Source organism: Ralstonia sp. NFACC01, from assembly GCF_900115545.1.
Lineage (GTDB): Bacteria > Pseudomonadota > Gammaproteobacteria > Burkholderiales > Burkholderiaceae > Ralstonia > Ralstonia mojiangensis.
The window spans coordinates 86,618-107,453 of sequence record NZ_FOWV01000007.1 but is presented as its reverse complement, the minus strand read 5'-3'; the positions used below and the strand labels follow the sequence as shown (position 1 = coordinate 107,453).

At 65.6% G+C, this 20,836-nt stretch carries 17 protein-coding genes and 1 tRNA gene; 14 read left to right on the top strand and 4 right to left on the bottom strand.

Going from position 1 to position 20,836, the window contains the following annotated elements:
- Positions 1-71: 71 nt before the first annotated feature.
- The 4 genes from BM136_RS18735 to BM136_RS18720 all read right to left on the bottom strand — a co-directional run bounded on the left by BM136_RS18735 (position 72) and on the right by BM136_RS18720 (position 5,821).
- Positions 72-2,702 carry a DNA topoisomerase III gene (locus BM136_RS18735; protein WP_092974030.1) on the bottom strand — a complete coding sequence of 877 codons (2,631 nt, stop codon included), beginning with the start codon at positions 2,700-2,702 and terminating at the stop codon, positions 72-74.
- Positions 2,703-2,956: 254 nt separating this feature from the next.
- Complete coding sequence (locus BM136_RS18730; protein ID WP_092974027.1) at positions 2,957-3,337, bottom strand: thioredoxin family protein; 381 nt, start codon at positions 3,335-3,337, stop codon at positions 2,957-2,959.
- Positions 3,338-3,399: 62 nt separating this feature from the next.
- Complete coding sequence (dprA, locus tag BM136_RS18725) at positions 3,400-4,608, bottom strand: DNA-processing protein DprA (RefSeq protein ID WP_092974024.1); 1,209 nt, start codon at positions 4,606-4,608, stop codon at positions 3,400-3,402.
- Positions 4,609-4,633: 25 nt separating this feature from the next.
- The gene (locus BM136_RS18720) at positions 4,634-5,821 is read right to left on the bottom strand and encodes a LysM peptidoglycan-binding domain-containing protein (RefSeq protein WP_092974021.1); all 1,188 of its coding nucleotides are present in this window, start codon (positions 5,819-5,821) and stop codon (positions 4,634-4,636) included.
- Between the two features lie 252 nt (positions 5,822-6,073).
- Between BM136_RS18720 and def the strand changes: the two genes are divergently transcribed.
- From def to BM136_RS18650, 14 genes are all read left to right on the top strand, one after another.
- A complete protein-coding gene (def, locus tag BM136_RS18715) occupies positions 6,074-6,589 on the top strand; it encodes a peptide deformylase (RefSeq protein WP_092974019.1) in 516 nt (171 codons plus the stop codon).
- 10 nt (positions 6,590-6,599) lie between these two features.
- Positions 6,600-8,624 (top strand): ArnT family glycosyltransferase, encoded by a 2,025-nt coding sequence (locus tag BM136_RS18710; RefSeq protein ID WP_092974016.1) that lies wholly within the window; start codon positions 6,600-6,602, stop codon positions 8,622-8,624.
- A 57-nt stretch (positions 8,625-8,681) separates the two neighbouring features.
- The gene (gene fmt / locus BM136_RS18705) at positions 8,682-9,665 is read left to right on the top strand and encodes a methionyl-tRNA formyltransferase (protein WP_092974013.1); all 984 of its coding nucleotides are present in this window, start codon (positions 8,682-8,684) and stop codon (positions 9,663-9,665) included.
- Positions 9,666-9,696: 31 nt separating this feature from the next.
- Positions 9,697-10,353 (top strand): LysE family translocator, encoded by a 657-nt coding sequence (locus BM136_RS18700; RefSeq protein WP_092974010.1) that lies wholly within the window; start codon positions 9,697-9,699, stop codon positions 10,351-10,353.
- A 120-nt stretch (positions 10,354-10,473) separates the two neighbouring features.
- Positions 10,474-11,334, top strand: a complete 861-nt coding sequence (gene htpX, locus BM136_RS18695; protein ID WP_012436834.1) for a zinc metalloprotease HtpX — start codon at positions 10,474-10,476, stop codon at positions 11,332-11,334.
- A gap of 103 nt (positions 11,335-11,437) precedes the next feature.
- Complete coding sequence (rsmB, locus tag BM136_RS18690) at positions 11,438-12,769, top strand: 16S rRNA (cytosine(967)-C(5))-methyltransferase RsmB (RefSeq protein ID WP_092974007.1); 1,332 nt, start codon at positions 11,438-11,440, stop codon at positions 12,767-12,769.
- A 13-nt stretch (positions 12,770-12,782) separates the two neighbouring features.
- On the top strand, positions 12,783-13,553 hold the full coding sequence (locus tag BM136_RS18685) for a DUF4390 domain-containing protein (protein ID WP_092974004.1): 771 nt from the start codon (positions 12,783-12,785) through the stop codon (positions 13,551-13,553).
- On the top strand, positions 13,550-16,021 hold the full coding sequence (locus tag BM136_RS18680) for a sensor histidine kinase (RefSeq protein WP_092974000.1): 2,472 nt from the start codon (positions 13,550-13,552) through the stop codon (positions 16,019-16,021). The genes BM136_RS18685 and BM136_RS18680 overlap by 4 nt, the downstream gene beginning before the upstream one ends.
- A gap of 36 nt (positions 16,022-16,057) precedes the next feature.
- On the top strand, positions 16,058-16,771 hold the full coding sequence (locus BM136_RS18675; RefSeq protein WP_092973997.1) for a response regulator: 714 nt from the start codon (positions 16,058-16,060) through the stop codon (positions 16,769-16,771).
- 67 nt (positions 16,772-16,838) lie between these two features.
- Positions 16,839-16,914 (top strand) — tRNA-Phe (locus BM136_RS18670).
- 287 nt (positions 16,915-17,201) lie between these two features.
- Positions 17,202-17,507, top strand: a complete 306-nt coding sequence (locus tag BM136_RS18665; protein WP_024977076.1) for a hypothetical protein — start codon at positions 17,202-17,204, stop codon at positions 17,505-17,507.
- A gap of 180 nt (positions 17,508-17,687) precedes the next feature.
- A complete protein-coding gene (locus BM136_RS18660) occupies positions 17,688-18,596 on the top strand; it encodes a MurR/RpiR family transcriptional regulator (protein WP_092973994.1) in 909 nt (302 codons plus the stop codon).
- 16 nt (positions 18,597-18,612) lie between these two features.
- Complete coding sequence (locus BM136_RS18655) at positions 18,613-19,968, top strand: aspartate aminotransferase family protein (protein WP_092973991.1); 1,356 nt, start codon at positions 18,613-18,615, stop codon at positions 19,966-19,968.
- A complete protein-coding gene (locus BM136_RS18650) occupies positions 19,962-20,798 on the top strand; it encodes a beta-keto acid cleavage family enzyme (protein ID WP_092973988.1) in 837 nt (278 codons plus the stop codon). Before BM136_RS18655 ends, BM136_RS18650 begins: the two co-directional genes overlap by 7 nt.
- Positions 20,799-20,836: the final 38 nt, after the last annotated feature.

Below are 20,836 nucleotides of genomic sequence, written 5' to 3'. Positions count from 1 at the left end.
CACGCCCCATCGCCAAAGCAAAACGGGAGGACAGTGTCCTCCCGTTTGCGTTGGTGCCTGCGAAACCAGGATCAGGTCTCGCTGGTGCTTTCCTCGTCGGTCTCGGCTTCAGCAGCCTTCTTGCGCGCCGGGGCCTTCTTGGCAGCCGTCTTGCTAGCGGTCTTGGCAGGCGCCTTCTTGGCGGCAGGCGTCTTGGCCGCAGCGGTCGTCTTCTTCGCCGCGGTCTTGGCGCCGGGCTTGCCTTTGCCTTCGCCGCGCGGCTCGAATTCGAAGCCGATCTTGCCATCCGGCTGCTTGACCAGGAACGCCTTGAAGTTGCGGCCCGTGCGCGCCGACTTGAAACCGGTCAGCAGATCGGTCTTGCCCTCGGCCAGCAGCTTGCCCAACTGCTCGCGGCTGATCTCCTGCTGCAAGATGATCTTGCCGGTGGTGAAGTCGCAGGTCTTGGGCTGCGCCACGGCGTTTTCGCAGACGTACTTCAGGCCGTGCTCGTAGACGCTCCCGTTGCACTTTGGGCAGTGGCCGACGCTTTCCTGACCCGAGAAATCGACCGGCTCGCCATCGTCTTCGTCGTTCTGGCCGAAGTCGAACTCCATCTTCCAATGACCATCTTCTTGCGCCAGCTTGAGGATGGCCGCAAACGGACGGCCCATTTTGCTGCGGAAGCCCTGCAGCGGGCCGATGGTCTTGTTGGTCAGCAACTCCTCCACCTCGTCCAGCTCGAACTGGCGGCCCCCCGGAATCTTGCTGATCGAGAAGTCGCAGTGGCTGCAGGCGAAGCGGCGGTAGTTTTCCTTGACCACGTGGCCGCATTGCGGGCACGGCGTGGAAAGCGTTGCGTAGTCGCCGGGAATGGTGTCGCTGTCGTATTCCTTGGCGCGCTTGACGATCTGTTGCGTCATCTGCGCGATCTCGCGCATGAATTCGTCGCGCTCCAGCTGGCCACGCTCGATGAGGGAAAGCTTGTGCTCCCAGCCGCCGGTCAACTCCGCCTGCGTCAGTTCTTCCACACCGAGGCCACGCAGCAGCGTCATCAGCTGGAACGCCTTGGCGGTGGGGATCAGCTCGCGGCCTTCGCGCACGAGGTACTTTTCCGTCAGCAACCCTTCGATGATGGCCGCGCGGGTGGCTGGCGTGCCCAGGCCCTTGCCTGCCATGGCTTCGCGCAACGCATCGTCGTCGACGAGCTTGCCGGCGCCTTCCATGGCGGAGAGCAGCGTCGCTTCGTTGTAGCGTGCGGGCGGCTTGGTGGTGAGGCCCACCGGTTCGATCTTGTCCGTCTTGACCTTCTCGTCCTTGGCGACCGGCACGAGGTTGGCATCTTCGCCCTGCGCCTCGCGGCCGTACACGACCAGCCAGCCCGGGTTCACCAGCACCTTGCCCTCGGTCTTGAAGTGATGCCCGGCCACCTCAGTCACGCGCGTGGTGATCTGGTATTCAGCCGCAGGGAAGAACACCGCCAGGAAGCGGCGCACCACCAGGTCGTACAGCTTCTGCTCCGGCTCCGACAGATTCTTCGGTGCCTGCAGCGTCGGGATGATGGCGAAGTGATCGCTGATCTTGCTGTTGTCAAAGATTCGCTTGTTCGGCTTGACCCACTGATTGGCCAGGATCTTCTTCGCGTGCGTCAGATAGTTGGGTGAGCTTTCGCCCAGCATATCCAGCGTCTGCTTGACCGTGCCCAGGTAGTCTTCGGGCAGCGCGCGCGAATCGGTACGCGGGTAGGTCAGCACCTTGTGCTTTTCATACAGCGCCTGCGCCAGGCCCAGCGTGTTCTTCGCCGAGAAACCGAAGCGGCCGTTGGCCTCGCGCTGCAGGCTCGTCAGGTCGAACAGCGCCGGCGACATCTGCGTCGACGGCTTCGATTCTTCCGTCACGGTGCCCGGCTTGTCGCGGCACGCGGCAACGATGCTCTTGGCCTCGGCCTCGCTCCACAGACGCGAATCGCGCTGCTCGGGATCGAACTCGTTCTTCTTGAACTTCGGGTCGAACCAGCGGCCTTCGTACAGGCCGGCCGCCGCGATGAATTCAGCGCGCACTTCCCAGTAGTCTCGCGGGACGAAGCGTTTGATCTTCTCTTCGCGCTCCACCACGATCGACAGCGTGGGCGTTTGCACGCGGCCCACGGTCGTCAGGAAGAAGCCGCCGCCCTTGCTGTTGAACGCGGTCATGGCGCGCGTGCCGTTGATACCGACCAGCCAGTCGGCCTCGGAACGGCAGCGGGCGGCATCGGCCAGCGGCATCATGTCTTCGTTGCTGCGCAGCTTGCCAAAGCCATCACGGATGGATTGCGGCGTCATCGACTGCAGCCACAGCCGCTTCACCGGCAGCTTGGTGTTCGCGTGTTGCGCGATCAGGCGGAAGATCAGTTCACCTTCGCGCCCCGCGTCACAGGCGTTGATCAGGCCGGTCACGTCCTTGCGCTTGATCAGCCGCGTCAGCACCTTCAGACGCGATTCCGACTTGGCGATCGGGCGCAGGTCAAAGTGCGGCGGGATCACGGGCAGATGCGCGAAGCTCCATTTGCCGCGCTTGACTTCGTATTCATCGGGCGCAGCAATCTCGACCAGATGGCCGACCGCCGACGAGAGGACGTAGTCGTCGCTCTCAAAGTACTCGTCGTGCTTGGTGAAGCCACCCAGCGCGCGCGCGATATCAGCGGCGACCGACGGTTTTTCGGCAATGATGAGGGCCTTGGACATGTGAGCGGATCCTGGCGATCGCAAGTAATCGGGTAAAGAAGAAGTCGCTTTTCTATAGCGACCGTTCGCGTATTTTTTTAGAGTCTTATGGCAACGCCTGCCGACTTCAAGTGCCGCGGGCGCTTGTCAGCGTGCCCGTCAGGGAGCCATCAACCAGCAGTCGGCCCCAAATTTGGCCGCCAATCATAAGCGCGGTTCCTTTTCAGGCGCAATAGAGTGGCGCATGCATCGCTTAGTGTTGTCAAGGCCGGCGATCATGCCGATTCCAGCAGCCAGCCTCGCAAGTCCGGGGCCGCTGGCACTGCGGGAGCAACGCCCAGATCACGCGAAAGCAATCCCTCAACAACACCGGCGTGAGGCAAGACGGGGCCGAAAAACAACACATCGCTCCCACGCTGCACCAGCAAGGTCGGAAAGTTTTCAACGTCGTAATCGCCAAGCGCATCGGCGTGATCTTCCACATCCACCCACACAAAGCAGCATTCCGGATGCCGCTCGGCGAGCTCAGTGAAGGTCTTGCGATAGCTGCGGCACGTGCCGCACCACTCGGCGCACAGGCACGCCACCAGCAGTTGCCCCGAGCGAATGCGCGTGTGCAACGTGGCGGCGTCGGTGTCAGGCGAGAGCAGTGGCATGAAAAAAGGCGCTAGGCGACCAGCGGAGTGACGGAGGGGTCGCGCTTATTGTAGGCACGCTTTCACGGAAGCCGCAGGAAGCGCCCGCCGGGCTGACGCTCCACGCGGCCATCCAACTCCAGCGCCAGAAGCTGTGCAGAGAGGGCGGCAGCAGCTTGGCCGGTGCGTTCACATAGGGTATCCAGATCGACTGGATCAAAACCGAGCGCATCGAGCAACGCGGTTTCGGCGGCACTTGCCGCCGGGCGCGCGGCAAGAACCGGCGCGTCAGCAGGCGCCTCGACCGGGGCCGCGCGCGTCGCACGCTTAGCCGGCGCGGCAGCACGCCCCCAGCCGAGTTCATCCAGGATATCGGCAGCGGTTTCCACCAGCTTGGCGCCTTGCTTGATCAGCAGGTGGCAACCCTTGGCCAGTGGCGAATGGATCGACCCGGGAATCGCAAACACATCACGCCCCTGCTCGGCCGCCAGCCGCGCGGTGATGAGGGAGCCGGACTGCGCCGCCGCTTCCACCACCAGCAACCCGCGCGCCAAACCCGAGATCAAGCGATTGCGGCGTGGGAAATTCTCGGCGCGTGCGCCCATCCCCAGCGGGTATTCGGAGATGATCACGCCAGCCTCGGCAATGCGATGCGCCAGCGCCCGATTGCGTGCTGGGTAAACAATATCGAGCCCGGTACCCACGACTGCGATGGTGCTCCCCGGGCCTGCAAGCGCGCCTTCATGCGCCGCCGCATCGATGCCGAGCGCAAGGCCTGACACGATCGTCACGCTCGCCGCCGACAACGCCTGGGAAAACGCCCGCGCGTTGTCGATGCCGGCTGCCGTAGCGCTGCGCGCGCCCACCACGCCCACCGCCGCTGCGCGCAGCAGCGAGGCGTCGCCCTTGGTGTACAGCAGGGTCGGCGGGTCCGGCAGTTCGAGCAGACGGGGCGGGTAGCCGCGATCGGCCAGCGTGAAGATAGCGTTACCGGGCTCGTTCACCCAGGCGACGGTGCGCTCGATCAGTGCCGCAAGCGTGTCGTCGGGCTCGGCAAGCAACGCGCGCGCTTGCCGCTCGGGCAACACCTTGGCGAGCACGGCATACGGCTGGGCGAAGATGTCTTGCGGCAACCCGAAGGCCGCTAGCAACTGCCGCGCAGCAACGGGACCAACGCCGGGGGTTTCAGTCAGACGCAGCCACGCGGCCAGTTCAGCCGGATCGCGTGTACAGGACAGGGAAGCTGTGGAATCGGCCGCGGCGGACGCCGCGACCTGAGATGCATCGGTCAAATCAAGGACTGCGTTAGCGCGTAGTTCAAGGTTGCGGCGACATCGGGTTGCTGACGCTGTCGCCCACTTCTACGGCGTTCGATGCGTCCGTCACCAGCGCATAGGCTACGTGCGGGAACACACGGAACACGAAGGCCAGGCCGTAGCGCTCTGCAGGCAGTTGCACGGCCTGATTGCCGGCCGTCGCGTCTTTCACGACGGCGCCAGCGCGCGCCAGCGACAGCACGTGGCCCGGCTCAAGCCCCTGCTGGCTGCCGATGTTCAGCACAACCACCTGGTCGGTGCCGCCGAAGCGCACGCCGCCGGTGACCTTGGCGACCGCGCCGTGCACGTCGCCTTCCGGCGCATGCGGCACATAACGCACCGGCACGCGCGGGGGCAGTGGCATCAGTTGCGAGCCGACGCCCATCTCTTCCTTGGACGACAGCACTTCCACCTTGGTCACTGCCTGCGGCCCGGTCGCTGCGCGCACCACGCGCAGCGTGCCGAGGAAGTCGGCTTCATAACCGAGCACGTTGCCGGTCACCGGGTCCTTGAGCGGCCGGACCGGGCGGTACGCCTGCCATTCGGTGCCGGCCTGGCCGCCTTCGCCTGCGGGCAGACCGCGGGCGTAGGCGTTTTCGCCCTTGCCCAGATAAACACGGCCCTCCGGCAGTGAGAAGATGCGTGCCGGCGTGGCCAGCGTTTCTTCATCCACCACGATCGGCTGGGTCAGGAAGGGCTCGATGGCGGCGGAAGGAATGCTGGAGATGGCATCACCATCCTGCCCCGACACGCGGGTATGCGGCGACAGGCGGACCGTGCTGCCATCCGCAGATGCCGGTGAACTCGACAACCAGGCACGGCCATTGGCGTGATGCAGATACAGGATCTGGCCCGGATAGATCAGATGCGGGTTGCGGATTTGCTCACGGTTCGTACCCCAGAGTTCGGGCCAGCGGTAGGGCCGCTTGAGGTACTTGCCCGAGATTGCCCAGAGCGTGTCGCCACGGCGCACGGTGTACTGCGCGGGCGCGGTGGCGGACAGTTCGGATTCGGGGATGCCCGCTTGGGCAGCCGTCGCGGCCTGCGCCTGTTGCGCCGGCGTCACAGTGCGCTCGGCGGCGTGGGCGGCGCCCATGCAGAAAAGCGCTGCCGCGGCAACCGCCGACAGGGCGCAAACGTAAGGCTGGCGCGCTTTCGTGGCGGTTTGCATGGCGGGCTGAGAGTGCATCTGTGTGTTACGATGGCGCATTATTCTATGAAGAATCGGCGAGTGGTCCGCGTGCCTGTTCGACGCCTCACCGCCGCAGCTGTACGCAGTTCTGCGTCGCAGCAAGAGGGGTATGGCATCCAACATTCGTCAGGCTTTTTCCTAAGCCATGTGGCGGATAGCGCCCCCGATTCTGCATGACATTCCAAGCGATCGCAATTGAAGGCAACCCCTCGTTAGCGTGGCCTTCTGCAACCGTTGTTGCCAAGCATCATGGCCCTACTGAATATCCTGCAATACCCTGATCCGCGGCTGCACAAAGTCGCCAAACCGGTTGCCGTCGTGGATGACCGCATCCGCAAACTCGTGGCCGACATGGCCGAGACCATGTACGAGGCGCCCGGCGTTGGCCTGGCCGCCACGCAGGTCGACGTGCATGAGCGCGTGATCACCATCGACGTTTCGGAGTCGCGCGACGAGCTGCGCGTGTTCATCAACCCGGAGATCATCTGGGCAAGTGACGAGCACAAGGTCTGGGACGAAGGCTGCCTGTCGGTGCCTGACATCTATGACAAGGTGGACCGCCCGGCTCGCGTGCGCGTGCGTGCACTGAACGAAAAGGGTGAAACCTTCGAGCTGGAGGCCGACGATCTGCTGGCCGTGTGCATCCAACACGAGATGGATCACCTGATGGGCAAGGTCTTCGTCGAATACCTCTCGCCGCTCAAGCAGACGCGCATCCGTTCCAAGCTCAAGAAGCACCAACGCGACGCGGTACCGCAGCGTTGAATGCGTTCCCATGCCTGCCGACGTCGGCGCGCGCCCTCGCTCCATCCCGCTGATGCCGATCGCTCCCGCTGACGCAGGCCCGAACACCAGCCCGCGCCGCCTGTCGGCACTGCTGGTGCGGCATTGGCGCGCCGTCGTCCTGCTGATGCTGTGCGCGTATTTTGTTGCGGGCACGTTCTGGCGCGCACCCTGGAAGGCCGACGAGCCGTATTCCTTCGGCATCGTCATCAACATCATCGAGCGTGGCGACTGGGTCGTCCCCAACGTCGCCTTCGAGCCGTTCGTCGAAAAACCCCCGCTGATGTACTGGACCGGCGCGCTGGCCGCCCTGGCGCTGCCCGACATGCCGCCGCACGAAGCGGTACGCGTGGCGGTGCTGTTCTGGATGGCGCTGACGTGCTGGGCGGTCTGGCGCACGGCGCGCCTGCTCCGCAGCGAAGCGCGCGACTGGCGCTTGCGCGTCGGCGCAGACCTTGCGCGCGGACGCCCCGGTCTGACGCTGGCTGTACGCCGGGAAGCCGGGCTCGACGCTGGCGGCGCTGCGCTGCGCGACTATGCGCTGGGCGCGCTGCTGCTGTTTGCCGGCTGCGTCGGACTGGCCGAGCACGTCCACAAGTTCATTGCCGATGTCCCGCAATTGGCCGGCACGGCGATCGCCCTGTATGGCCTCGTGCGCTTCGTCAAAGAGAGCGAAGCCGGGGGCGCAAAGGGCGTCGACGTGCTGCGCCCCGCGCTGTGGTTCGGCACGGGCATCGGTGTGGCGTTCCTGGGCAAGGGTGTACTCGTGCCAGGACTGTTCGCGATCACCCTGCTGGCGGCGATCGCACTGCTGCCGAATTTCCGCAACCGCCAGGCATGGCGCTTCTATGGCCTCTCGCTGCTGGTGGCGTTGCCGTGGCTGGTGATCTGGCCGGCCATCTTCTGGCGCGAATCGCCGGACCTGTTCATCGAATGGTTCTGGGTCAACAACCTCGGCCGCTTCTTCGGCTTCTCGCATCTGGGTGGCGAGAAAGGGTCGCTAGCGACGACCATCCGATCGATCTTCCTGACCGGCACGCCGGCGGTATGGCCAGCGGTGGCCGTGTTGGGCGTGTCGCTGTACAAGCTCGTGCGGCAACGCGGGCACGGCGCGCGCACGGCGTGGCTACTGCCGTACCAGGGGCACTTGGTCGTTGCGTTGTTCGTGCTGGCCACGATTGCTGTGGTGCTGCGCTCGGCCGTGCTGCGCGATGTGTACCTGATGCCGCTGCAACCCGCGTTGGCTTTGTTAGGTGCGCCGATGCTGCTCTTGATTGCACCCGCGTGGCGCGCGCGTGCATGGGGCGCGGCGGTGGTGGTGTTTGGCGCGCTGGGCTTGGTGGTCTGGGCCGTGTGGGGCGCGCTCGTGACCAGCGGTGGGCAACTGTTGCCGGGCTGGCTGGCCAAAATGCTGGGCCGCGTGCTGCCGTTGCCATATGACATGCTGATCCACCCCGTCGCCGTGTTGGCAGCGGGGTGCATTACGGCGCTGTGGGCTGCCTGCGTGTGGCTGCGACCAGCGCGCTCCGGCGTGGTGGCGTGGGCGGCAGGCCTGGGCATGGTGTGGGGCCTGCTCGGCACCCTGCTGATGCCTTGGGTGGATGACGCCCGCAGCTACCGCCCGCTCTTCCAGGCGATCAAGCCGGTGCTCGAATCTGCGCAGATCTGCGTGGCCACGCGCGGCATGGGCGAAAGCGAACGCGCACTGATGCACTACGAAACTGGCGTGCGCCCCGTCAAATGGCTGCTAGGTCACAGCGGTGCCGGCGACGATCACCACCCAAACCCGACCGCGCGTACGTGCGACCTGATCCTGGTGCTCGAAAAACGCCCGGAACACGCCCGACGCCGCCCTCACGGCAACAATTGGGAAATGGTGTGGCGCGGCAGCCGCCCGGGCGACACCAACGAAACCTTCTCGCTCTTCCAGCGGCGCAGCAATGGCGTGCCCGAGGCGCTACCGTCGCCCGAGCCCATCGTGCCGCTGACCGACACCCCGCATCGCGGCCGTCGCTAAACCCAATGCGCTACGCTGTCGTGTAGCGCGCCTCCCCTCGTTTTCGGTTCTCCATCCATGACGTCCACCCTTCGCGTAGCGTTTGCCGGCACGCCTGAATTTGCGCAGATTGCCCTGGCGGCGATCCATCAGGCCGGCTTTCCCGTCGTTGCCGTACTGAGCCAGCCGGATCGCCCGGCCGGGCGCGGCATGCAATTGCAGGCGAGTCCCGTCAAGCAGTACGCCGTGACGCATGGGTTCGCACCGATCCTCCAGCCGCCGTCCCTGCGTCGCACGGGCAAGTATCCACAGGAAGCCGCCGAAGCCATCGACGCCCTGGCTGCCCAGCGTCCTGACGTGATGGTCGTTGCCGCTTACGGCCTGATCCTGCCGCAGGAAGTGCTCGACCTGCCGCGCTTTGGCTGCATCAATATCCACGCGTCGCTGTTGCCGCGCTGGCGTGGCGCTGCGCCCATCCACCGTGCGATCGAAGCGGGCGACGCCGAATCGGGCATCACGCTCATGCAGATGGATGCGGGCCTGGACACCGGCGACATGATCGCCATGGAACGCGTGCCCATCGGCCTGACCGACACGACAGCAACGCTGCACAACACGCTGGCCGCGCTCGGCGGGCGCATGGTGGTAGACGCCCTCGCCAAGCTGGCGCAAGACGGCAAGCTGGCCGCCACGCCGCAGCCCGCCGAAGGCATCACCTATGCAGAAAAAATCGCCAAGGACGAAGCCACGCTGGACTGGTCGCACCAAGCCGCCGCGCTGCTGCGCCAGGTGCATGCGTTCAATCCGTTTCCCGGCGCATCGGCCGCGCTGGATGGCGTGACGATCAAGTTCTGGCAAGCGCAGGCGCTGGCCGACCGGCCGGCGGATGCCGAACCCGGCACGGTCCTGGCGGCCAACGCGGAGGGCGTCACCATCGCCTGCGGCGCCGGCGCGCTACGCGTGACCCAGTTGCAGAAGCCCGGCGGCAAACGCCTGCCCGCACGCGAATTCCTGCAAGGCCTGGCCATCGAGCCCGGCCAGCGCTTCGCATCGCGGGGCTAACCGCGCCATCTATATAGAAGAGGATTTCGCCATGACTGCGCTGGGCATCGTCAATCTGCCGCTCTTCATGCTGGCGGTGTTTCTGCTGAATGTGACGCCTGGGCCCGACACGGCCTACATCGTCGGGCGCAGCGTTTCGCAAGGACGGGCAGCGGGGCTGCTGTCGGCGCTGGGCGTATCGGCGGGCTGCTGCGTGCATGTGCTGGCGGTCGCCTTCGGCCTGACGGCGCTGCTGGCGGCTTCCACCGTGGCGTTCACGGTCATCAAGGTGGTGGGCGCGGCGTACTTGATCTACCTGGGCGGCCGCATGCTGCTGGCGCCGCCCGAGCGCGACGACGCCCCCGTCCAGCAAGCGGAAGCTTCTGCCGTCAAGCGCCCACGTCCGCTCAAGTCGCTGTTCATGCAGGGTTTTCTCACCAATGTGCTGAATCCGAAGGTCGTGCTGTTCTTCCTGTCGTTCTTCCCGCAATTCGTCGATCCACACGCCAGCCACAAGGCGCTGGCATTCCTGGCATTGGGCGCGGTGTTCATTGTCATGTCGACGATCTGGAACAGCCTGGTGGCTTGGGTGGCTGCCAGCGTCACGCGCCGCGTGGCGGGCAAGCCGGGCATCAAGCGCTGGCTCGATCGCGTGGTCGGCACGGCATTCATTGGGCTTGGCGCGCGGCTGGCGTTCACCACCCGTTGATGCGTCAAGCGACATCTGCGGCGAAATATCGCGCAAGTCCCGCGCAAACCCTTGAATTTTCAGCGATTATCGCGATCTAACGAACTCGTCAAACCCTAGACCCACAGGAGCCACGCCCCTATGTTCAACTGGATCAAGACCTTCATGTTGATGGCAGCGATCACTGCGCTGTTCATCGTCATCGGCGGCATGATCGGCGGACGCAGCGGGATGATGCTGGCGCTGCTGTTCGCGCTGGGCATGAATTTCTTCTCGTACTGGTTCTCCGACAAAATGGTCCTGCGCATGTACAACGCGCAGGAAGTCAACGAGACCAGCGCGCCGCAGTTCTATCGGATGGTGCAGGAGCTTGCCGGCCGCGCCGGCCTGCCGATGCCGCGCGTCTACCTGATCGATGAAGCGCAGCCCAACGCCTTCGCCACCGGCCGCAACCCCGAGCACGCCGCCGTGGCCGCGACCACCGGCATCCTCAATATCCTGTCGGAACGGGAGCTGCGCGGCGTGATGGCGCACGAGTTGGCGCACGTGCAGCACCGCGACATCCTGATCTCGACCATCTCGGCCACGATGGCTGGGGCAATCTCGGCGCTGGCCAACTTTGCCGTGTTCTTCGGCGGGCGCGACAGCGAAGGCCGTCCGGCCAACCCGATCGCCGGGATTGCGGTGGCGATCCTAGCGCCGCTGGCGGCAGCGATGATCCAGATGGCAATTTCCCGCGCGCGTGAGTTCGAAGCCGACCGCGGCGGCGCGACCATCAGCGGCGACCCGCAGGCATTGGCTTCGGCGCTGGACAAGATCCACCGCTATGCCGCCGGCATTCCGTTTGCCGCTGCTGAAGCCCACCCGGCCACCGCGCAGATGATGATCATGAACCCCCTGCACGGCGGCGGCTTGGCCAACCTGTTCAGCACGCACCCGGCCACGGAAGAGCGCATCGCGCGCCTGATGCAGATGGCGCAGACGGGGCAATATCCGGCGTAAAAGCGGCAGCCCGACGGGGCGCTTCCTTTATACTTCCGCAGTCCGCACGAGCCCGCCCACCGCGGGCTCGTTGCATTTTGTCTGCCTGATTTCCTGCTGCCCGATGCGCCTGCCGCCCGATTCCCTCGCCCACGCCTTGTCGCTTGCCGCCGCCGCCCTGGGCAAGCTGCGGCAGGGCATGGCATTGCCCCAGGCCATCGACGCCGTATGCCAGGGCCAGCCCGCCCCGGTGCGGGGTGCCGTCCAGGATCTCGCCTACCGCGCTACGCGCTGGCTCGGCAGCACCGACTGGCTGATCCGCACGCTGATCCCGCGCCCGCCCGCCGAAGGCGCCGCCAATCTGCTGCGCGTGGCGCTCGCACAATTGCTGGACGACCCGCTGCCGTACGCGCCATTCACCGTGGTCGACCAGACCGTGACGGCGGCCTCGGCTGATCCGAAGCTTTCGCACGGCAAGGGCATGGTCAACGGCGTGCTACGCCGCTTCCTGCGTGAGCAAGATGCGCTGGTGGCGGATATGCAGGCGGATCCGTCGGCCGCCACCAACTACCCAACGTGGTGGATCGACGCCGTACGCAGCGCGTATCCTGACGCGTGGCAAGCCATCCTGGCCGCCGGCAACCGCCGCCCACCGATGGTTCTGCGCGTGAACCCGCGCCGCATTGCCATCGACGCGTATCTCGCACGCTTGGCTGAGGCCGGCATCGACGCCGAGCGCATCGGCGAACAGGCCGTACGCCTTGCGCGCGCCGTCCCCGTTTCCGAACTGCCGGGTTTTGCAGACGGCGATGTCTCCGTGCAGGACGCCGGTGCGCAACTGGCGGCAACGCTGCTCGACGTGGCACCCGGCCAGCGCGTGCTCGATGCCTGCGCCGCACCCGGTGGCAAGACCGGCCATCTGCTTGAGCTGACTGACCGCCTGGACGTGACGGCGCTCGAGTCGGATGCCGTGCGCGCCGTGCGCATTAGCGAGAACCTTGCGCGCTTGCACCAGACCGCCACCATTTGCGTCGGCGATGCGGCCCAACCCGACACCTGGTGGGACGGCCGACCGTTCGACCGCATCCTGGCCGATGTGCCGTGCTCGGCCGCCGGCATCGTGCGGCGCCATCCGGACATCCGCTGGCTGCGCCGACCCGCCGACCTCAAGGCGCTGGCCGGGCTGCAGCGCGACATCGTGCGCGCCTTGTGGGCATGCCTGAAGCCGGGTGGCAAGTTGCTTTATGTCACCTGTTCGATTTTTCCGACGGAAGGCGAGGACCAGGCCCGATGGTTTGAACGCCATCTGGAAGATGCGATACGATTGCACGCGCCCGGCCAGTTGCTGCCGGTCTCGCCCGACGCGGCGCAGACCAGCGGATTCGACGCCGGCGCGTCGCCCTTGCCGCTCGATCACGACGGCTTCTTTTACGCGGTTTTCCAGAAACGGCCTTGATGCACCGACCGTTGTGACTGTCATCCTTCGCCCATCGATCCGGCTGCTGCAAACCCGGTTCCGGCAGATTCTGCAACGGCTGGTCGCGCTGGTCGTATTGGGCATGCTGCTTTGGTGGCCGGTCGCGGCGCCCGCACAGTCCATCGAAATCAACCGGGCCCAGCTCGAATACGCCGACGGCGGCTGGAACCTCTCCGCTGATTTCGACTTCGACCTGCCCAGCAACCTCGAAGACGCAGTGAACAAGGGCATCGCGCTCTACTTCCTCGTCGAATTCGAACTGATCCGCCCGCGCTGGTATTGGTTCGATGACCACGCCATCAGCGCCACGCGCGTGGTGCGACTGTCGTATCACCCGCTCACACGCCAATACCGGGTATCGACCGGCGGCCTGCAGGTGCCGTTCTCGCGCCTGAAAGACGCCGTCGACTTCATGCAGCATGTACGCGGCTGGCGCGTGTTCGAACAGCGCGCCGTCAAGGCCGGCGAAACCGTGCAGGCGGAAGTGCGCATGCGCCTGGACGTGACGCAGTTGCCCAAGCCGTTCCAGATCAACGCCGTCAACACGCGTGACTGGAATCTCAGCTCCGAATGGAAGCGCTTCAACCTGCTGGTGCCGAATGAGCCGCCGCCGGCCCCGGCGCCCGTGCCTGCTGCGCCACCGGCCAGCACACCGGCATCGTCCCCGCCGGCTTCCGGTTCGTCTGGCCTGTCGCCCAATCCGGGCTGGGGCATGAGCGCCGGCCCGTCCAGCACCGGCCCGCTGCTGGCTCCCGCCAAATGATCTTCGATCGCAGCTACAAGCGGCTGCTCTATCAGGTGGTGGCGGGCACCATCGTCTTCCTGGCGATCGTGCTGGTGGGCCTGCTGGCTGCCGCATCGGCCAACACCGAGTTCTTCGACCGGTATTTCACGCTGCTCTACAAGGTCAACCTCGTCATCGGGGTGCTGCTGGTGGTCATCATCGGTGGGCTGATGCTGGCGCTCGCGCTACGCGCGCGGCGCGGCAAGTTCGGCACGCGGCTGATGACCAAGCTGGCGGTATTCTTCGGCGTGGTGGGCGTCCTGCCGGGGGTGCTGATCTACCTGGTGTCGCTGCAGTTCGTGTCGCGCAGTATCGAGTCATGGTTCGACGTGAAGGTCGAATCGGCGCTGGAGGCGGGCCTGAACCTCGGCCGCTCGACCATGGACACGGCGCTGGCCGATCTGCAGAACAAGGGTCGCCTGATCGCGGAGCAGGTGGGCGATGGGTCCGCCTCGGCTACGGCCATCACGCTCAATCGATTGCGCGAGCAGTTCGGCGTACAGGAGGCGACTATCTTCACGGCCAGCGGCCGCGTGATTGCCACCGCGTCAAACACCTACGACACGCTCGTCCCCAACCTGCCCGGCCAGGCTGTGCTCGAGCAGGCCCGCGCGCCGGGCGGCTACGCCAGCCTGGAAGGCGGCAGCGATACCGAAACCGATAGCGCCTCCGCGCCGGCCGCCTCCGCACCCACGCCGCGCAACAACGGCCACCGCAGCGATCTTTACCAACTGCATGTGGTGGTGGCACTGGGCACGTCGTCCCGCGACGAGTCCGCGCTGGGGCTGAGCACGCCGGCACGCAAATGGGCCGGCACGGGCCTGCTGGCAGACCGCCGACCGGAAGATGGCGGCAGCACCTCGCGCGGCTTCGGCCTGATCGGCGAGAGCGGCCGCGACGAACGCTTCCTGCAGCTCGTACAACCGGTGCCGCAGGCGCTCGCCCGCAATGCCGATGCCGTCCAGCGCGCCTACCAGGAATACCAGGAGAAAGCGCTCGGCCGCACCGGTCTGCGCAAGATGTACATCGGCACGCTTACGCTCACACTGTTCCTGGCGGTGTTTATCGCGGTGATGCTCGCCCTGCTGCTCGGCGCACAGCTGGCACGGCCGCTGCTAATGCTGCTCCAGGGCACGCGCGAAGTGGCCGAAGGCGATCTCTCGCCCAAGCGGGAACTGCATACGCGCGACGAACTCGGTGTACTCACCCAGCAGTTCAACCAGATGACGCGCCAGCTCGCCGACGCGCGCCGCGCCGTTGAGCAGAATCGGGCGGCACTCGAGCAATCGAAAGCCTATCTTGAGAGCGTGCTGACCAACCTGACCGCGGGCGTCTTCGTGTTCGACCATCGCTTCGTACTGCTGACTGCCAACCCGGGTGCCGAGCGCATCTTCAAACAGCCCTTCGGCGCATGGGTCGGCCAGGCGCTGACCAGCATCACGCCGGTGGCAGCCTTCGCGCCGGTGGTCGAACAGGCCTTCGCTGAACAAGACGCAAGTACAGCCGCCGGCGGCGTAGTGGCCCACTGGCAGAAGCAGGTCGAAATTCCGCTCGAAGACGAAGACGAACCCCTCACGCTGCTGGTGCGCGGCACGCGCCTGCCCGGCCCGTCGGTGGGCGCGCACGGCACCGAGCGCGGCTATGTGGTCGTGTTCGACGATATTTCCGACGTGATCTCCGCGCAGCGCTCGGTGGCGTGGGGCGAGGTTGCGCGGCGCCTCGCGCACGAGATCAAGAATCCGCTCACGCCCATCCAGCTCTCGGCCGAGCGTCTGGAGATGAAGCTTTCACCCAAGCTGTCGGACGCCGACGCCGAGGTGTTGCGACGCGGCGCCACCACCATCGTCAACCAAGTGTCGGCGATGAAGCGGATGGTCGATGACTTCCGCGACTACGCCCGCACGCCGCCGGCCATGCTGCAGGAGCTGGACCTCAACGCGCTTGCCGCGGAGGTGCTGCACCTGTACGGCATCGATCACCCTGACCGCCGCGATCACCCCGTCATCGAGGCCAAGCTGGGCGCCAATCTGCCGCTCATCAAGGGTGACCCGACGCAACTGCGCCAGGTCATCCACAACCTGCTGCAGAATGCGCAGGACGCCGTAGCGGAGAATGAAGCGGCAGGGCGACCCGCTCCGCATGTCACGTTGCAAACTGACACGGTAGAATACGACGACGCTTCGGGCGCGCGGCGGCAGGCCGTGCGGCTTGCGATCGCGGACAACGGCGGCGGGTTCTCTTCCCGCATCCTCAACCGCGCCTTCGAGCCGTACGTCACGACCAAAGCCAAGGGCACAGGATTGGGCTTGGCCATGGTGAAGAAAATCATGGATGAGCACGGGGCGCGTATCGAATTGCGCAACCGCCAATCCAACACAACATCGGGCACATCGGGTACCGACACCGTCGGCGCCCAGGTTTCCATACTATTCGTAAAACTCGCGTAGCGCGGACGGCAATCCCGCCGCACATAGAGGAAAAGCATGGCCACCATCCTCGTTGTCGACGACGAAATGGGTATCCGGGAGTTGCTCTCCGAAATCCTCGGAGACGAAGGGCACGTTGTTGAAGTCGCCGAGAACGCGCAGCGCGCGCGCGAATACCGCGCGAATGCAACGCCCGACCTCGTCCTGCTCGATATCTGGATGCCGGATACCGACGGCGTAACGCTGCTCAAGGAATGGGCGTCGCAAGGTCTGCTGACCATGCCCGTCATCATGATGTCGGGCCACGCCACCATCGACACCGCCGTTGAGGCGACCAAGATCGGCGCGCTGAATTTCCTGGAGAAGCCCATTGCACTGCAGAAGCTGCTGACGGCGGTGGAGCAGGGCTTGTCGCGCAGCAAGGAAAAGCCGCGCTCGGCAACGCCGGCTGCCACACCGGCGGCAGGCCTCGCAGGTGCCATGCCCAACGCCGCAGCAGCAGGTACGCCTGCCGCGCTCGATCGCACCGATATCAATGGCGTACCGACCCGCGCAGCCGAAGGCGGCGGCATGCAGTTTTCGTTCGACATGCCGCTGCGCGAAGCGCGCGATCTCTTTGAACGCGCCTACTTCGAATACCACCTGCAGCGCGAAGGCGGCAGCATGACGCGCGTGGCAGAAAAGACCGGCCTGGAGCGGACCCACCTGTACCGCAAGCTCAAGCAACTGGGCGTCGAACTCTCGCGCAACAAGGGCGAACCAGCCGCGTAATCATCAAAGTGCTCAGAGATGCTTGACGGCAGGGCCCAACCCCTGTCATACTTGCTTTTCTTTGCTTGGCCCGGTAGCTCAGTTGGTAGAGCAGCGGATTGAAAATCCGCGTGTCGGTGGTTCGATTCCGCCCCAGGCCACCAAAATTCTTCGCACTTCAAGATCGATCGATTTTGCAGGGCAACAAAAAAGACCTCCCCGCGAGGTCTTTTTTCATTTCTGCGGTGCAATTCGCCCGCACCCGCCATCTCCCGATATGCCGCGCCAGTCGCCGATCTGCGGCGCAGTGTCGCACTGACAAAAAATGTGCCGCAGCCTCTTGACGCAGCGCAGCTCAGGGTATACCTAGCGGCGTAAACTGCGCCAAACTGTCGCAGGTCTCGGTATAGTGACTCAACGCTATCAAACGGCAAGCACAAGGAGATTCTCCATGGCACTCGTTGGCACCGGTCACCACCACTTCCATTTCCACGCTTTCGACGGCATCAGCCGCAAGACGCGGTTGACGTGGTTGCGCAATGCCGCAGCGCTGACGTGTTTGATGGCTCTGGTCGCGGCCATGTGGGTTGGCGGCAATTTGTCGGCGTTGATGCATACGCCGCTCATGAGCGGGGTGTCGTCCTTGGGCGCGGTCATGATTCTGGCCTGCACGTGCATGGCGCTGAGCCTGCTTGGGCTGATCGGTGCCGGCTTCTTCCAGTTCCGCATGGAACAGCTCGACGCCCCGGCAACCTGAGACGCGCATCACCCACACCTGACGGAGGCTTCGGCCTCCGTTTTTGTTTGCCCACCACGGCCGCACGTCTTGAGGTGCGGCCGTTTTGTTTTCGTGCGCGGCCCCAAGGGTGAATCCGATATTGACTCAACTGTTTCAGTTGCGTAGTTTACGAAACAGTTGAATCAAGGCGATCACCTTATGACGTTCGATGGGCTCATGCAAACGCTGCGCGACCGCGCCGGCGATCTCTCTCCGCAACTGCAGCGTGCCGCCATGTTGCTTGAGACGCACCAGCACGACATCGCCCTGCTTTCGATGCGGGACCTGGCGCGCCGCTGCGACCTGCCGCCGGCCACGTTTTCGCGCTTGGCGCGCGCGCTGGGCTTTGATGACTTTGCCGCGCTGCGTGATATCTGCGTGACCCACCTGCGCCAGCAGGCCGACGGCTTTGCCGGCCGTGCCACTGCGCTGCAGGGCGACGATGGGGCAGGCGCATCAGAGGCCGAGCGCATCGGCATGACCATCGGTGCGCATGTGCAGTCGGCGTTTTCGCCAGCAAACCTCGCGGCGCTGGATAGGGTGGCCGCCGCGCTCGGCAAGGCCCGCCGGGTCTATCTGCTGGGCGCACGCAGTTGCCTGGCGCTGACGCATGCATTCGGCTATGCCGCACAGCTGTTCGACGACAAAGTCACGCTGTGCACCGGCAGCGGCAACACGCTGGCCGACCCTCTGCGCTTTTGCGGCGAGGACGACATCATCGTAGCCGTCACGTTTGATCCATACACCCGCGAAGTCATTGAGGCGATGCAGTACGCGCATGCGCGCGGTGCACGCATCGTGTATGTGACCGACAGCGCCATCGCCCCCGGCGCAGAACTGGCCTGGCAACAGCTCGTCGCGCCCGTCGCCATCCCGTCGTTCTTCCATTCGCTGGCTGCACCGCTTGCGCTGCTCGATGCGCTGCTGATGACATGGTTCCGCCACGCCGGCCCAAGGGCGCTCGCCCACCTGGCCGACAGCGACGCCCAGCTCAAGCAACAAGCCGCCTACGTACGCAGTGCCCGCCGCAGCGAAGCGGCGGTCGCCGTGCCGCCCACTCAACGTTGAACCCTCCCGACCGTCCATGACACCGTCCACCACCTCCGTCTTCCATCGCGACCCGCGCAAGATGTTGCCCACTGCTGTCGGCGGCGAAGGCATGACCCTCATCGATTCCGACGGCAAGCGCTACCTCGACGCCTGCGGCGGCGCCGCCGTTTCGTGTCTCGGTCACGGCCACCCGCGCGTAGTGGACGCCATCTGCAAGCAGGTGCGCGCGCTGGCCTATGCGCACACGTCGTTCTTCACGACGGACGTGGCAGAAGAACTGGCCGCGCGCCTCGCCGCTGCGGCGCCGGGCGATCTGGACCACGTGTATTTCGTCTCCGGCGGTTCGGAAGCGATTGAAGCGGCGCTGAAACTCGCACGCCAATACTTCGTTGAAATCGGCCAGCCGCAGCGCCGGTACTTCATCGCGCGGCGTCAGAGCTATCACGGCAATACGCTGGGCGCGCTGGCGATTGGCGGTAACGCATGGCGCCGCGAGCCGTTCCTGCCGCTGCTGGTGCCGGCTCACCATGTTTCGCCGTGCTATGCGTATCGCGAGCGCCTGGATGGCGAGAGCGACGCGCAATACGTGCAGCGCCTGGCCGACGAGCTGGACGCGAAGATCGTTGAACTCGGCGCAGAAAATGTCGCGGCCTTCGTCGCCGAAACCGTGGTGGGCGCCACGGCCGGCGCGGTGCCGCCGGTGGGCGATTACTTCCGCAAGATGCGGGCCGTGTGCGATCGCCACGGCGTGCTGCTGCTGCTCGATGAGGTGATGTCCGGCATGGGTCGCACGGGCTACCTGTTTGCATGCGAGGAAGATGGCGTGGTGCCAGACATGGTCGCCATTGCCAAGGGGCTGGGCGGCGGGTATCAGCCGATCGGCGCGACGCTGGTGAATCGCCGCATTTACGACGCCATCACGAACGGCAGCGGCTTCTTCCAGCATGGCCACACTTATATTGGTCACGCCACGGCATGCGCGGCGGCGCTGGAAGTGCAAAAGGTGATCGAGGAAGACAACTTGCTCGCCAATGTGCAGGCGCGTGGCGAACAACTGCGTGCGGCGCTGCGCGCGCGCTTTGCAGACCACGCACACGTGGGCGACGTACGCGGGCGTGGGCTGTTCGTCGGCGTGGAACTGGTGGCGGATCGCGCGACCAAGGCGCCGCTGGCACCTGCATGCAAGACGCACGCACGCGTGAAGGCCGAAGCCATGCAGCGCGGCCTGATGGTGTATCCGATGGGGGGGACCATTGACGGCCGGCGCGGCGACCACATCCTGCTGGCGCCGCCGTTCATTGCCAGCGCGCAGGACATCGACGCGATCGTCGAACGCCTGGGCGATGCGGTTGACGCCGCCACTGCCAAGGCCCAGGAGGCCGCATGGTGACCCGGCCTATCGCCATCGCCGTTGCGCCCAACGGCGCGCGCAAGACGCACGCCGATCACCCCGCACTGCCGATCACGCCCGACGAACTGGCCGCCTGCGCGCGCCAATGCGTGGAGGCCGGCGCGGCGATGCTGCATCTGCATGTGCGCCGCCCAGACGGCACGCATAGCCTGGAGCCTGGCGACTACCGCCCGGCCATCGCCGCCGTGCAAGGCGCCGTGGGCGATGCGCTGGTGATTCAGATCACCACCGAGGCCGTTGGCATCTACACGCCCGAACAGCAGATGGCCTCGGTACGCGTGCTGCAGCCGGAGACGATTTCCGCCGCGCTGCGCGAGCTGGTGCCCGATGCCGCGTACGAGGCGGAAGCGGCACGCTTCTTTGGTGAGCTTGCTGCCACGCGCACAGCCATCCAGTACATCCTCTATTCCGCCGACGACGTGGCGCGCTACCGCGACCTGCGCACACGCGGCGTGCTGCCCGATACGCCGCACTGGGTGCTGTTCGTGCTCGGCCGCTACAGCGCAGGCCAGCGCTCAGACCCCACCGACCTGCTCCCGTTCTTGCAGGCGTGGGCCGATGGCGGTGACGTCACCGCCAACGTGCCATGGGCGATGTGCGCATTCGGCCCGCGTGAAGCCGAATGCGCGCTCACCGCAGCGTTGCTCGGCGGCCATGCGCGCCTGGGATTCGAAAACAACATGGCCCTGCCCGACGGCAGCACAGCGCCCGACAATGCGGCGCTCGTCACCAACCTGCGACGGCATCTCGACGCGCTGCACCGGCCGCTGGCCAGCGCCGCAGATCTGCGTAACTGGTTCAAGCGCTAGGACGCAGCGCATTCATCGCATTCATCACCACGAAGCCA